Consider the following 13,509-nt stretch of genomic DNA (forward strand, 5'->3'; position numbering starts at 1 on the left):
GTATTGACGTCTATTGATCGTCAAGTTGTAGGTGACGGGTATCCGCAGCGCAACTCGGAGCTCGGACGCACCCGACCCCCACCACCGCAACCAGGTTCACCGCACTCCCTACCAGGAACCCTGTTGTCCCACCCGCGACCCCTGCGACGGGCCCGAGCACGGCCATGAGCCCAGCCCCGACGACGAACCCGGCGACCGAGGCAAGGGCGACCTGCCGTGAGCGTCCAGCGGCGAGCAGCAACGCCGCCGGCACGAGCCCGACGGTGAACACCCACACCGCGACCATCAGGTACCGCAGGTCGGCGACAGCAGCAGCACCCTCGGCGGGGTAGACGATCGGCAGGAACCACCCGGCGAGCAGAGCGATCAGGCCGAACACGACGGCGGATGCCGCAGCGAACCCGACGACGAGCAGCAGCGCACCGCGGGAGCGCAACGATCCACCATCGGTCCGGTGCGCGAACGCCGGCACGAGCACCTGCCCCAACGCCTGCCCGAGCATCGACGCCGGCGTCGCCAGGGTGAAGGCGGCGGCGTAGACACCGGCGTCGTGCGCTGAGGAGGTCACCTGCGCCGAGATCATCGTCAACTGCAGCAACCCGTTCGAGGTCACCACCGCCAGCACGTTCCACGCTGCGAACCCGAGTACCCCGGCGGCGGGTTCGCGTGAAGCAGACGTGAAGCCGTTGCCCCGCGGCCAGCACGCGATCGCGAACACCGTGTACCCGATGGCCAGGGGCAGCAGCACGAAGGGCTCGAGCCGCGCGACGCACGCCACCACGAGCAGCCCGAGCGCCAGGACGCTCGTCACGGAGTCCCACAGCGCGACCCGTGGTGCCCGGTCGTAGCCGAGCTGTGCGCCGCGTGCGTAGCAGTAGAGGCCGTAGCCGACGACGACCGCGGCACCGCCGAGCACCATCCCGGGGCCGTTGCCCCAGGCCAGCGCGACCGGCACGGTGACCGCGGCGAGCACCACGCTCGACACCAGCATCGACACCCCGAGCAGCCGGTTCACCGCGGCATCGGACCGCTGACCTCGCAGCGCGATCGCCAGGAACCGCGACGCGGTGTTGCCGGCGGCGTTCGGCCAGAGCAGCGCGACGAACACCGAGAGCGACAGCAGCGCCGTGGTCTGCCCGAGGGTCTCGGTGCCGAACACCCGCCCGACGACGACGGTCACGAGCAGCTTCGCGACGCCCTGCACCCCGATGCCGACCGTGGCGAGCACCGCCGACGAGGCCACCGAAGACGACGGCGCCGCAGGCTCAGCAGACGAGGCAGACGAAGCGGGCCCAGCCGGAGAAGACCCGCTCACCGCGCCAACGCCTGTTCCACCCAGCCGCGCCGGTGCGCCCGCACCCCGAGCGTCACCGCCCGGACCCCGATGTACCCGAGGGCGAAGGCCGCCCACAGCCCCGCGAGCGTGCCGCCGGCCCACCAGAGCAGCGGCAGGTAGACGACGAGGTTCACGCCTCCGGCGATGGCCAGGTACCGCGCGTCGCCGGCACCGATCAGCACCCCGTCGAGCACGAAGACGTACCCGGCGACGGGCATCCCGACGGCGATGAGCACCAGCACGACGGGCAGGGCGTCCCGCACCGCCTGCGAGTCCGAGAACACCGGCCCGAGCACGCCGCTCACCGCCAGGGTCAGCACCCCGAGCAGCACACCGCCGGCGATCCCGAGCAGCACGAGCCGTCGCGTCACCAGTCGCACCCGCTCCGGGTCACGTCCGCCGAGCCCGTGCCCGACGAGCGCCTGCCCGGCGATCGCCAGGGCGTCGAGCGCGAACGCCAGCGTCGAGAAGACGGTCAGTCCGACCTGCGTCGTGGCCAGCCCGGTGGTCCCCAGCCCGGCAGCGGCCCCGACGGTCGCGAGCATCGCGATCCGCAGCGACGCGGTCCGCAGGAACAGCCATGCGCCCGACCGAAGGGCCCGGGCGACGCCCGAGGCGCCGGGTCGCAGCGGCGCCCCCGACGACCGAGCGGCCCGCACCGCGATGCGCACGTAGACGACGGCCATCGCCCACTGCACGATGACGGTGCCGGCGGCGGATCCCTCGACGCCCCAGCCAGCGCCGTAGATCAGGGCCGCGTTCAGCAGCCCGTTCGCGACGAACCCGATGGTCGCGACGACGAGCGGGGTCTTCGTGTCCTGCAGCCCACGCAGCAGCCCGGTCGAGGCGGTCACGACCAGGATGCCGGGCAGCCCGATCAGCGAGACGGTCAAGTACGCGGTCGCGGCGGCCGACACCTCGGCGGAGGCGTCGAACAGGTCGACGAGCGGCCCGGCGAGCGGCCACCCGACCAGCGCCAGCACCACCCCCAGCACGAGCGCGAGCCACATCCCGTCGATGCCCGCGTGCACGGCTCCGCGACGGTCGCCACCACCGAGTGCCCGTGCCACGGCCGGGGTCGTCGAGTACGCCAGGAACACCAGCAGCCCGGTCACCGTCGACAGCACGGCACTCGCGAGCCCGACGGCCGCCAGCGGCGTCGCCCCGAGGTGCCCGACGAGCGCGGTGTCGGTCAGCAGGAACAGCGGCTCGACCACGAGCGCTCCGAGCGCCGGCACCGCCAGCCGCACGATGTCGCGGTCGACCGCGCGCCGCTCAGCGGTCACAGCGGGTCGCGTCGGTCGGTGCACCGACCCATTCTGTCGGCGATGCCGACCCGTCGTGGTCACCAGGCGGGGTGGGCGTGACCCCGGGACGGACTGGAGGCCCGTGGCCGTGTCCGCCACGGGCCTCCAGTCCGGCGGTCCCACGTCCTCGGGCTTGCGCCCCGCACGACCTCGTTGCGCGACGAGCCGATCCGCTGGCGTCTGTAACGCTGGAGCCATGACCGGACACTCCAGAGTGTGAAGGACGAACAGGACGACGGCCCGCTGTGGACGCGAGCGGTCCGTGATGACGGGGCTGCGTTCGCCGCGCTGTTCGACCGGCACCGACCGCGCATCTACCGGCGGGCGTTGAGCCTGACGGAGCACTCCCACGACGCCGAGGACATCACCGCGGCGGCGTTCTACGAGCTCTGGCGCAAGCGCAAGAGCGTCACTCTGGTGGCGAGTTCCGTCGCTCCGTGGTTGCTGGTCACGACGGTCAACCTGACCCAGAACCACCGACGCGCGGCGGCGCGGTACCGGAAACTCCTCGACGCGCTCCCTCGGGACGATCCCCACGCTCCTGCCACGGACGCCGAAGACCTCGAGGCCCGCGAACGCCTCAGGACGACGATCCGGGGCCTCGCGCCGCAGGATGCCGCGCTGCTGGTGCTCACCGGGGTCGAGGAGATGCCGGTCTGGCAGGCCGCGCAGGCGGTCGGTCTCAAACCGCCGGCGGCACGCGTGCGGTTGCACCGGATGCGCCAGCGCCTGCAACGCGACCTGCACGACCTCCGTCCCAGTGTCCGCAACGCACCGGAAGGCACCTACTGATGAGCATCGACATGAATCCCGACGCCGCTGCAGCGGTCCGCTCGGAGCTGGCCGCCATCGGGACACGACCCAGCGCCCTGCAGCGCCAGCAACGACGTGCACGCATCGGCGTCTCGATCGTCTCCGTCGCAGCGATCGCGGTGACGACGAGCGCCGCCGCCCTGGTCGTCGCCGGGCTCCCGGGGACCACGACGACGGCAGCAGTCGGGCGCACGACCACTGCGACGCACACCGGTCCCGCACTGATCGACATCGGGCAGGCTCCCGACACCGCCGGTGCCGTGATCGTCGACATCACGTGCCGCAACGACGTCGGCATGGTCCGAGTCCCCACCGTCGGAGGGGGCGCATCCGGCCTGAGTTGTCGGGACGAAGGGACGATGCACGTCGTCGACGGCCGGCTCCCGGAGCGAGGGACCACGACGTTCAGCATCGAAGCATCGGCGGGGACGCGGTGGACGGCGACGCTGCAGTACGCCAACGCGGTCACGTCGGACTGGGCGGTCAACGACAAGGGCCAGACCTACGGGGTCCCGAACGCGTCGGGTCACCCGGATCTGGTCCCCGGGAGGGCGGACAACGGCCGCAAGGGCTGGGTCCTGTGGAGCGAGCCGGACGGCGGCGATGTGTACGAGTCCGACGGCACCACCGTGGTCGGGCAGTGGACGGCGGGGGTCGCCGTCGAGGTCCCGCTCGATCAGCGGTACATCGACGAGCAGGAGTCCGTGCAGACCGCGACCCCGTCGCCCAGCGCGCCGCGCTGAACCGGGCGAGGAGCGCGTTGCGGACCGGAGCGACCGACTGGGGGGCGTTCCGGTCCGCAACGCACCACGTGACGGACGGGAGGCCCGTGGCGGCGCCGCCACGGGCCTCCAGTCCGGTGGTCCCACGTCGTCAGGCGCGTGGCGACGGCCGGCCGACCACTCGCGTCAGTCGGCGCGCGGTTCCGCGGGGACTGCGCCGGTGGCGGCGTGCGCGGGGTCGGCGGCCTCGGTCGAGGGCTCGTCGGTGCCGCGGACCCGGCCGATGACGTCCATCACGTGGTAGACGACGATCGCGGCGATCGTGCCCACGATGATGCCGCCGAAGCTGGCCTGGCCGAAGGTGAACGTGAAGTTCGCGATGCCGATGATCAGGGCGATTCCGGCGGTCAGCTGGTTCTTCGGCTTCGAGAAGTCGACGCGGTTCTCGACCCAGATCCGGATGCCGATGATGCCGATCAGACCGTAGAGGGCGGTGGTGGCGCCGCCGAGCACACCGGCGGGCACCGAGGAGATGACGGCGCCGATCCTCGGCGACAGGCCGAGCAGGACGGCCGCGATCGCGGCGACCCAGTAGGCGGCGGTCGAGAAGACGCGGGTGGCGGCCATGACGCCGATGTTCTCGCCGTAGGTGGTGGTGGCGGAGCCGCCGCCGATGCCGGCCAGCACGGTCGAGATGCCGTCGGCGAAGAGCGCGCGACCGGTGAGCGGCGTGAGGTCACGGCCGGTCAGCTGCCCGACGCCCTTGACGTGGCCGACGTTCTCGGCGACCAGCGCCAGCACGACCGGCACGAACGCCAGGTAGATCGGCAGCTGCGACGGGTCGAACGCGGGAGCGGTGAAGTCCGGCAGACCGATCCACGCCTTGTCACCGACCTTCGAGAAGTCGACCTGACCGCCGATGAGCGCGGCGACGTACCCGACGAGCACGCCGATCACGATCGACAGGCGGCCGATGAGGCCCCGGAACAGGACGGTGACCAGGATGATCGTCGCGAGGGTGATGACCGCGATGACCGGGGCTTCCGTGAAGTTGTCCCGGGCCGACGGTGCCAGGTTGAAGCCGATCAGGGCGACGATCGCGCCGGAGACCACCGGGGGCATCAGCCGGTCGATCCATCCGGCACCAGCCAGGTGCACGACGAGTCCGACGATCGCGAGCAGCGCACCGACGACGATGATGCCGGACAGGGCGAGCGGGATGCCGCCGATCTTGGTCGCCGCACCGATCGGGGCGATGAAGGCGAACGACGAGCCGAGGTAGCTCGGCAGGCGGTTGCCCGTGATGAGCAGGAACAGGATCGTGCCGATGCCGCTGAACAGCAGCGTCGTCGACGGCGGGAACCCGGTGATCAGGGGAACCAGGAACGTGGCGCCGAACATCGCGACGACGTGCTGCACACCGAGGCCGATCGTCCGGGGCCAGGTGAGCCGTTCGTCGGGTGCCACGATCGTCGTCGCGGAGACGGTCTTGCCGTCGCCGTGCAGCTTCCACGGAAGTCCCATGCGATGACCGTACCGGCAGCGATGCACCGGTGACGACCCGGATCGACCTGCCCCATGGGGTCGGTGGCTATCGTGGACCGCATGACCGACGTCGCACGTGCCTCCGGCATCCACACTGACGAACTCGACCCCGCGGTGCGCCCCCAGGACGACCTGTACCGCCACGTGAACGGGACCTGGATCGAGGCGACGCCGATCCCGGACGACAAGGCCCGGTACGGCTCCTTCACGGTGCTGGCCGAAGCCGCCGAGATCGCCGTGCGCGACATCATCGAGCGCTCGCAGCAGGCCGCCCCCGGCACCGAGGAGCGCAAGGTCGGTGACCTCTTCACCTCGTTCACCGACGAAGCGCGCCTCGAGGAGCTCGGCACCGCACCGATCGAGCACCTGCTCGCCGAGATCACCGCCATCGAGTCCGTGCCCGAGGTCATCGCCGCCGTCGGCCGCTTCGAGCGCCTCGGCCTGCCGAGCTTCCTGCAGCTCTTCGTCGACAACGACCCGGGCGACCCCGAGTCCTACGTCGTGTTCCTGGAGCAGTCCGGCCTCGGCCTGCCCGACGAGTCGTACTACCGCGAAGAGCGGTTCGCCGACATCCGCGAGAAGTACCGCGAGTTCGTCGCGGCGATGTTCCCGCTCGCCGGGTTCGACGACGGCGGCGCCCGCACCGAGCACGTCGTCGCACTCGAGACGGCGCTGGCGTCGAAGCACTGGGACAACGTCACCACCCGTGACAGCCAGAAGACCTACAACAAGCTGCCGTGGGCCGAGGTCGCCGCGCTCGCGAAGGGCGTCGACCTGCAGACCTGGTGGCAAGCCATCGACGCCCCCGCCGGCGCGTTCGAGACCGTCGTGTTGCGCGAGCCCTCGTTCATCACCGGCCTGGCCGACCTGCTGAACGACCAGCCGCTCGAGGTCTGGAAGGACTGGCTGCGCTGGCAGGTCATCCGTGGCTCCGCCGCGTACCTGACGAGCGCGTTCTCGGCCACGAACTTCTCGTTCTACGGCACCGCACTCACCGGTGCGCCCAAGCAGCGCGAGCGCTGGAAGCGTGGCGTCTCGCTGGTCGAGGGTGCGATGGGCGAGGCCGTCGGCCGCATCTACGTGCAGGAGCACTTCGACGAGACCTCGAAGGCCAAGATGGACGACCTCGTCGCCAACCTGGTCGAAGCGTACCGACAGAGCATCACGGCGCTCGACTGGATGACCGACGAGACCCGTGCCCGTGCGCTCGACAAGCTCGACAAGTTCACGCCGAAGATCGGCTACCCGGTGAAGTGGCGCGACTACTCGGCGCTGCCCGTCCTCGCCGACGACCTGGTCGCGAACGTCCGCGCCGTCGCCTCGTTCCAGGTCGACCGCGAGCTCGGCAAGATCGGCAAGCCGATCGACCGCGACGAGTGGTTCATGACCCCGCAGACGATCAACGCGTACTACAACCCCGGTTTCAACGAGATCGTGTTCCCGGCCGCGATCCTGCAGTTCCCGTTCTTCGACGCAGACCGCGACGCCGCCGCGAACTACGGCGCGATCGGTGCCGTCATCGGGCACGAGATCGGCCACGGCTTCGACGACCAGGGCTCGCAGTACGACGGCGACGGCAAGCTCGAGAACTGGTGGACCGAGGCCGACCGCGCGGCGTTCGAGGAGCGCACGAAGGCCCTCATCGCCCAGTACGACGCCCTGGTGCCGACCGAGGTGCCCGACAGCCACGTGAACGGTGCCCTGACGATCGGCGAGAACATCGGTGACCTCGGTGGCCTGTCGATCGCGTGGAAGGCGTACCTGCTGTCGCTCGACGGTCAGGAGCCCCCGGTCGTCGACGGACTGACCGGCGCCGAGCGCTTCTTCCTGAGCTGGGCACAGGCCTGGCGGATGGCGATCCGACCGGAAGAGGCTGCGCGTCTGCTGTCGATCGACCCGCACTCGCCGAACGAGTTCCGCTGCAACCAGGTGGTCCGCAACATCGACGTCTGGTACGACACCTTCGCCGTGACCGAGCAGGACGCGATGTACCTCGACCCCGCCGAGCGCGTCGCCATCTGGTGATGACGGAGTCGGACGCGGCCCGGTCGTCGCGCCGCCGGCGACCGGACGACCGCCCAGCAGGTGGCGGCCGCGGTCGTGGGCGGCACAGCGGCCGGGCCGACGACCGCTTCACCGCCACCACCGAGGCCCTCGGTGCGCTCGCGCTCGAGGGCGCCGGGGTGAGTGCCTCGGTGATCGACACGTCGAGCGGCAAGGCACTGCTCGGGATCGACGACACCCTGGTGCAGCCGGTCGCGAGCCTGGGCCGCGTCCTGCTGCTCATCGAGGTCGCCGCCCAGCTCGAGGACGGCCGCCTGCACGGTGACCGGCTGCAGCGGATGGCCCGCGACACCGCGACCGGCGCCGGCCTGTGGCAGTTCCTGCAGGAGCCGACCATGCAGGTACCCGACCTGGCGACCCTGGTCGGGGCCACCGCCGATGCCTGGGCGATGAACGCGCTGCTGACGACGGTGGGCATCGACGCCGTCCGCGAGCGCGCGGAGTCCCTGGGCATCGAGCGCACGGCGTTGATCGACCGCGTGCGGGACCGCCGTGGGCCGGATGATGCCCCCGACGCGTCCGTCGCACCGACCGGGGAACTGTCGTGGGTGATGCGCGGCCTGGCGCTCGGCGAGGTCGTCGACGAGGCGGTGTCGAACCGGGTGCTCGGCTGGCTGTCCCTGGCGAGCGACCTGAACCTGGTCGCCGGTTCCTTCGGCCTCGACCCCCTGGCGCACCGGGCACTCGACCACGGGTTGCAGGTCGTCGCGGTCACCGGGTCGAGCACCGGCGTGCGGGCCGAGGCGGGGATCCTGCGGGGGCCCGGGTCGTCGGTCAGCTACGCCGTGACGGTGACGTTCGACGACGCTTCGTTGCAGCGGCGGTTGGCCGTGGTCGAGGCGCTGCGGACCATGGGCACCGAGGTGCTCGAGGCGGTGCACGCCCCGGCTCGTCGCTGAGCGCGCTTGCCGCTGTCGCTGCTCGTGCCGCGCTGCCGCTGCCGCTGCTCGTGCCGAGTCTCGGTCCGGCGGACGGTTCGCGGGGTTCACGACGGCGAAACTGTCCGCGCAGCCGAGACCCGCGGACCCGCGGAGCCGAGACCCGGGGACCCGTGGACGCTACGGGCGGGTGCCGGAACGCGGTGTCGCCGTGTCAGGGCCGGGGACGCAGACCGACTCGGCGCTCAGGCTCAGCCCGTCGACCGTGCCCCGGATGCTCGCCGTGGCAGGATCCGCATCCGAAGACGACGACCAGTAGTCCCGGCCCATCGCCCGACCGCTGACCTCGAAGCCCTCGGACGTCCACAGCGCGGTCACGGCGTCGAACGGCCCCTGCGCGTCGTCGACGATCTGGAACACCGGCACGACGCTGAACGCCGTCGCCCGGGTGCCGGTCGCATCGGGCGACCAGGTCGACCCGGACGGCGCGCACTGTTCGGTGCCCGTGGTGACGGTCGCGGGGACCCCGGCTGCGTCGGCCGAGCGCTCGAGGAACGCCCGGAGCGTCGCAGCGTGGTCGCTCACGTCGGCGGGCACCCAGGGGGCCGGCGTGGGGCTCGTCGTCGTGGTGCCCGGGGCGGTGGCGTCCTGCGGCTTCTTCGCGTCGAGGGGGAGTCCGAGCCAGCCACTCGTCCCGTCGAGGCCGACGGAGAACGCGGTGCGCGGAGCGCGGTGTGCGTCGGCGGCTTCGTCCTTCGTCCGGACGAGGACGTCGGCGACGGCGCCGAGTCCTCCGCCCGAGACCGACAGGGAGGGGCGTTCGGCCTCCCCGGCTGTGGCGGACTCGGCGGCGGCGGCGTCGGTGGTGGCCTGCGCAGCGTCGGCGTAGGTCGTGCCCGGTGAGTAGGACAGGCGCTCGACGTGGTGGTCACCGTCGCCGTCCAACCCGTCGATCGTGCGCAGGAGTGCTCGCCCGGGGTGCGTCGCCGTGATCCCCACCGAAACGTCACCCCGGTCCAGCGAGGCCGGGTGGTCGCCGACGATCGGACGGGCCTGCGCGACGGCGTCGGTGAAGCTGACGCCCGGCACGAGCCAGATCGTGGAACCTGACGGGGTCACCCAGAGCCTGCGCACGAAGGGCTCCGCACGCAGCCGTCCGGCCAGGTCGACGACGTCGCGGTCCATCGGATCGAGGACGACCGGTGCCGACACCCGCCCGCGAGGCACGTCCAGGGTCACCGACAGCGTCGTGCCGCTGACACCCCGCGCCGCCGTGTGCCGGATCCGTTCGGCGACGGCGAGGTCGCTCGAGTCGGCCCGCACCTCGAGCGACGTGATCCATTTGTGCGGGTCGTCCTTCGCGTCGACCTGACGGACCTCGCCCTCGGCCGTGTCGACGCCGGGCAACCGCTCGATCCGGGTGATGAGCTTCGCGAGCGCCGATTCCGATCCGGTCGGCGGTGGCGGTGACCACGTGCACGCGGCGAGTGTGAGCGCGACGATGAGCGCGGTCGCGAGCGCTCCTGCTGAACGTGTCCGTGCGCGAGCCCCCATGCGTCCGAGTCTAGGAACGCCGTGGTGCCGCACGGAATCGGTCGCGGGACCCATCCCCGCTCAGCGCAGGAGCACGAAGGAGCGCAGCGGCTGGGGTTCGACGTCGTGGGCCTCGACGAAGCCACGCGACTCGTAGAACGCCCGCTGCCCCGCCTCGGCGTCGGTGAGCAGGACCGTCTGACGAACGTCGGCGTACCGCTGCAGGGCTGCGTCGAGGAGTGCACCACCGACGCCCGACCGGTGCGCGGACGGCACGACGAGGACGTCCTGCACGTACACGATCGTCACGCCGTCGGAGACCGTGCGGAGCAGGCCGAGCAGGTGTCCGTCGTCGTCGCGGGCGGTCAGCACGGTGTGAGAGCCGACGATCGCCGCGGTGAGGGCTGCGGGGTCCTGCGTGTACGCGGTCCACCCGACGGCGTCGTACAGCGCCACCAGTTCGTCGATCCCCGGGCGTTCGTCGCTGATCGTCGTGCTCATGGAGCCCATCGTGCCCGAGCTCACGGGGACGGGCGCGACCGGCGAGTCGTGCTCATCTATTCCTTGACGCCCGGTCGGATCCGGACGAGCATCGCTGCTGGCGACGCGCGGGGGCGAGCGTCGCCTGGCACACGATGACGTGTGGTGTGAGCGCCGTCGTGTCGACCCGAATCCCCACGACGGCGCTCCTTGGCCTGTCCGTACCTGCGGTTCGCGGTGCCCACGGTCCGGAGCTCCCGCTCGTCACGGACTGCGCCCCGCCCGCGATCACCACGCGGACGGGGCCCCAGCTCAGGCCGGTGTCGACGTCAGGTAGGCGTAGAGGATCGCCGCGATGACGTCGTAGCCGGTGTCGTTCGGGTGGATCCCGTCGTACATGTAGGTGTTGCCCGTCGTGCCGGTCTGCCCGAAGTACGGTGGCACGTAGGCACCGAGGTCGAAGAACCCGATCGCGACACCCGGGTTCGCGGACCGGAACGTGGTCACCGCCTGCTGCTGTGCGGCGCGGTACTTCGCCCACTCGGTGGTCGACGCCTTGCCCAGCTGGTACGGCATGATCACGAGCAACGCCGAGTCCGGGCTGCGGTCGTGCACCAGGTCCAGGTAGTTGACCGTCTGCTGCGTCAGCACCGCGGGGGTGACCACGCCGTAGTCGTTCGTTCCCCACATCGACGTGATCAGGTCGGGCGAGAACCGACGGAGCGCATCCGCCCAGGTGTCGTTGCCGTTGGCGGCCGACGACGCGAGGGAGAACCCCTCGGTGCGCGAGGTCGACTGCGATGCCTCGAGGACGTGGAACCCACCGCCCTCGTCGCCGTCGAAGAGCTGCCAGCCCTCGAGGAACGGCTCGCCGCTCTGCCACGTCACCGTGACGGTGCGGACCGCGGAGGCCGACTTCGGGCTGGTCCAGGTCTGCTCACCGGTGGAGACCGCCGGCAGGGTGACCTTGGTGCCGTCGATGGCGACGGAGACGGCGTCTCGCGTGCTCGTCGCCCGCCACGACAGCACGAAGGACGTGCAGCGCTGCGTGAACGTCGCCGACCGGACGCCGGTGCCGGTCAGCGCGACGGCTCGTCGGCCGAGTCCGGACTTCGTGCTCCGCGCGCCTGCGTACGTGGCGGAGCGGAGGTCGATCGCGGCACCGCTCGCTCCGGTGTACGAGACGTAGGTCACCGTGGTCGGCGGCTTGTCGACCGTGGCGTACTGCGAGCGGGCGGGGACGTAGTCGAACCCGCCGGGTGCCTGCCCAGCACCGTTGCGGAGTCGTGCCCGCACCCGTGCCGGGTACCCCTTCTGCGGCGAGGCCGCGCCGAACGCCTCCGTGATCGAGTCGCCCGCCGTGACGATGGTCGCGGTGCCGGCGGCGACCTTGCGGAAGAACCCGGCGAGCGGGTCGCTCGCGGAGTAGGACAGTCCCGACGGGATGAACGGCTTGGTGGCTGCCGCGGTCGCCGGTGACGCCGCAGCGCCGGCCAGGGCTGATCCGCCGATCGTGATGGCGGCGCCCTGCAGCAGACCTCGCCTCGAGATCCCCCGGCCGCTCTTCGAACTGTGATCCGTCATGTTTCCCCCAAGAGCATCGATGCGGTGGTCACGGCACGAGCGCACTCTCCGGTCCTGCCGACCTGCGGCAACCTGAGAGAACCCCCATCCCACGACGACCATAGGTCAGTTCCGTCGTGAGCAACAGACCTGTCCACTCCCGGGATCGGTGCCAGCGGATCGTCCGACAGCTGTCGTCGAACGTCCGACCGCTACGACGTCGCCTGCCCCTCCGGGACGAACGCCTGCACGGACAGCAGCGAGGCGTCGGCGGACGCGCAGGCCTTGTAGTCCGTGTCCTTCACGAACAGGGACTGCTTCGACCCGGGCGGGTACACACGGAAGCCGTCCGGGGTCTTCGCCGAGCAGTCACCCGACGGGTAGTTCTCGGCCCGGACGATCTTGAGCGGTGCGACGGCGGTCTTGCCGGGTGCGAGGGTCACGGTCGGGTGCGGCGCGCTCTTCTCCTGCGTCGCGGCCGCGCCGATCTGCTTGCCGGTGCCACCCCCGACGAACGAGACGCCCGGCCACCCCTGCACGGTGCAGGTCGTCGACCCGGTGTTCTCGAGCACCAGGTGCACGATGACGCTGCCGGCGGCACCACCGCTGCCGGCCTCGATGCGTCCTGCCAGCGACGACACCGGGCACCGGTCACCGGAAGCAGAACCGGAACCGGCGGACGACCCGGAACCGGTGGACGGTGCCGTCGAGGCGGACTCGTCCGACGACTGCGGTGCGGACGCCGGCGCGGACGCGGACGGCGACGGCGCGGGCGCGGTGACCGTCTCGGTGGCGGCGGGCTGCCCGTCCGAGGCACACCCCGCCAGTGTCCCGACGGCGACGAGCCCGGTCACGACGAGCAGGAACTTGGATCGGCTGCTGCGTTGCATGCTGCACAGGCAACCACCGAACGCCGCATCCGGTTCGGTCGGCGTCCAGGGACCCCGAGCACACTCCGAGGCAAGCAACCCGAGCAGCGGAGGTCGGACATGACGGGCAAGCACGAACAGGCACGAGGCGACGAGGGTCGCGCGGACGGGGTCGAGCCCCGCGCCGGAGCCTTCACCGACAGCGAGATCCCGGGCGAGGAGCACGTCGAGTCGACGGAGCCCGTCGGCGAGTTCGTCTCGAGCGACATCCCCGGCGAGACCCGTCCGAACGGCGCCGGGCCCGACGGCGAGTACGTCGACTCGGACATCCCCGGCGAGGCCGAGCCGGCCCAGAACGGCGAGGTCGGCGAGTACACCGACACCGACAAGGCCTGACGG

At 71.4% G+C, this 13,509-nt stretch carries 12 protein-coding genes; 5 read left to right on the forward strand and 7 right to left on the reverse strand.

What is annotated here, in order from left to right; all coding sequences use genetic code 11:
- Positions 1-10: 10 nt before the first annotated feature.
- Together QRN30_RS03075 and QRN30_RS03080 are read right to left on the reverse strand one after the other, a co-directional pair.
- Complete coding sequence (locus tag QRN30_RS03075; protein ID WP_284760422.1) at positions 11-1,228, reverse strand: lipopolysaccharide biosynthesis protein; 1,218 nt, start codon at positions 1,226-1,228, stop codon at positions 11-13.
- Between the two features lie 83 nt (positions 1,229-1,311).
- A complete protein-coding gene (locus tag QRN30_RS03080; protein WP_284760424.1) occupies positions 1,312-2,622 on the reverse strand; it encodes an MATE family efflux transporter in 1,311 nt (436 codons plus the stop codon).
- Positions 2,623-2,859: 237 nt separating this feature from the next.
- Here QRN30_RS03080 and QRN30_RS03085 point away from each other — a divergent pair, with 237 nt between their 5' ends.
- Together QRN30_RS03085 and QRN30_RS03090 are read left to right on the forward strand one after the other, a co-directional pair.
- A complete protein-coding gene (locus QRN30_RS03085; protein WP_284760425.1) occupies positions 2,860-3,435 on the forward strand; it encodes an RNA polymerase sigma factor in 576 nt (191 codons plus the stop codon).
- Positions 3,435-4,199, forward strand: coding sequence for a hypothetical protein (locus QRN30_RS03090; protein ID WP_284760427.1), 765 nt, complete (start codon positions 3,435-3,437; stop codon positions 4,197-4,199). Before QRN30_RS03085 ends, QRN30_RS03090 begins: the two co-directional genes overlap by 1 nt.
- Positions 4,200-4,364: 165 nt before the next feature.
- On the opposite strand, the gene QRN30_RS03095 is transcribed toward QRN30_RS03090, so the two are convergent.
- Complete coding sequence (locus QRN30_RS03095) at positions 4,365-5,702, reverse strand: uracil-xanthine permease family protein (protein WP_284760428.1); 1,338 nt, start codon at positions 5,700-5,702, stop codon at positions 4,365-4,367.
- 81 nt (positions 5,703-5,783) lie between these two features.
- On the opposite strand from QRN30_RS03095, the gene QRN30_RS03100 reads away from it, so the two are divergent.
- Positions 5,784-7,748, forward strand: a complete 1,965-nt coding sequence (locus QRN30_RS03100) for a M13 family metallopeptidase (protein WP_284760430.1) — start codon at positions 5,784-5,786, stop codon at positions 7,746-7,748.
- Positions 7,748-8,686, forward strand: coding sequence for a serine hydrolase (locus tag QRN30_RS03105; protein ID WP_017887737.1), 939 nt, complete (start codon positions 7,748-7,750; stop codon positions 8,684-8,686). Before QRN30_RS03100 ends, QRN30_RS03105 begins: the two co-directional genes overlap by 1 nt.
- Before the next feature lie 159 nt (positions 8,687-8,845).
- Here QRN30_RS03105 and QRN30_RS03110 read toward each other — a convergent pair whose 3' ends face one another.
- The 4 genes from QRN30_RS03110 to QRN30_RS03125 form a co-directional block, all read right to left on the reverse strand.
- The gene (locus QRN30_RS03110; RefSeq protein ID WP_284760432.1) at positions 8,846-10,219 is read right to left on the reverse strand and encodes a hypothetical protein; all 1,374 of its coding nucleotides are present in this window, start codon (positions 10,217-10,219) and stop codon (positions 8,846-8,848) included.
- A gap of 60 nt (positions 10,220-10,279) precedes the next feature.
- Positions 10,280-10,699 carry a GNAT family N-acetyltransferase gene (locus tag QRN30_RS03115; RefSeq protein ID WP_284760433.1) on the reverse strand — a complete coding sequence of 140 codons (420 nt, stop codon included), beginning with the start codon at positions 10,697-10,699 and terminating at the stop codon, positions 10,280-10,282.
- Between the two features lie 291 nt (positions 10,700-10,990).
- Complete coding sequence (locus tag QRN30_RS03120) at positions 10,991-12,262, reverse strand: SGNH/GDSL hydrolase family protein (protein WP_284760434.1); 1,272 nt, start codon at positions 12,260-12,262, stop codon at positions 10,991-10,993.
- Positions 12,263-12,453: 191 nt separating this feature from the next.
- Entirely contained in the window at positions 12,454-13,131 is a 678-nt protein-coding gene (locus QRN30_RS03125; RefSeq protein ID WP_284760435.1) for a DUF4232 domain-containing protein, read from the reverse strand.
- Positions 13,132-13,230: 99 nt separating this feature from the next.
- Here QRN30_RS03125 and QRN30_RS03130 point away from each other — a divergent pair, with 99 nt between their 5' ends.
- Positions 13,231-13,506, forward strand: coding sequence for a hypothetical protein (locus tag QRN30_RS03130; protein ID WP_071249893.1), 276 nt, complete (start codon positions 13,231-13,233; stop codon positions 13,504-13,506).
- Positions 13,507-13,509 lie beyond the last annotated feature (3 nt).

It is taken from the genome of Curtobacterium sp. MEB011, from assembly GCF_030209655.1.
In the GTDB taxonomy this organism is placed as follows: Bacteria; Actinomycetota; Actinomycetes; order Actinomycetales; family Microbacteriaceae; genus Curtobacterium; species Curtobacterium poinsettiae.

Excerpts from the sequence above, each read along its gene's own strand:
- QRN30_RS03130 (WP_071249893.1), top strand. The coding sequence starts at position 13,231 with ATGACGGGCAAGCACGAACAGGCACGAGGCGACGAGGGTCGCGCGGAC.
- QRN30_RS03090 (WP_284760427.1), top strand. The coding sequence starts at position 3,435 with ATGAGCATCGACATGAATCCCGACGCCGCTGCAGCGGTCCGCTCGGAG.
- QRN30_RS03120 (WP_284760434.1), bottom strand. The coding sequence starts at position 12,262 with ATGACGGATCACAGTTCGAAGAGCGGCCGGGGGATCTCGAGGCGAGGT.
- QRN30_RS03105 (WP_017887737.1), top strand. The coding sequence starts at position 7,748 with ATGACGGAGTCGGACGCGGCCCGGTCGTCGCGCCGCCGGCGACCGGAC.
- QRN30_RS03100 (WP_284760430.1), top strand. The coding sequence starts at position 5,784 with ATGACCGACGTCGCACGTGCCTCCGGCATCCACACTGACGAACTCGAC.
- QRN30_RS03115 (WP_284760433.1), bottom strand. The coding sequence starts at position 10,699 with ATGAGCACGACGATCAGCGACGAACGCCCGGGGATCGACGAACTGGTG.
- QRN30_RS03125 (WP_284760435.1), bottom strand. The coding sequence starts at position 13,131 with ATGCAACGCAGCAGCCGATCCAAGTTCCTGCTCGTCGTGACCGGGCTC.
- QRN30_RS03095 (WP_284760428.1), bottom strand. The coding sequence starts at position 5,702 with ATGGGACTTCCGTGGAAGCTGCACGGCGACGGCAAGACCGTCTCCGCG.
- QRN30_RS03110 (WP_284760432.1), bottom strand. The coding sequence starts at position 10,219 with ATGGGGGCTCGCGCACGGACACGTTCAGCAGGAGCGCTCGCGACCGCG.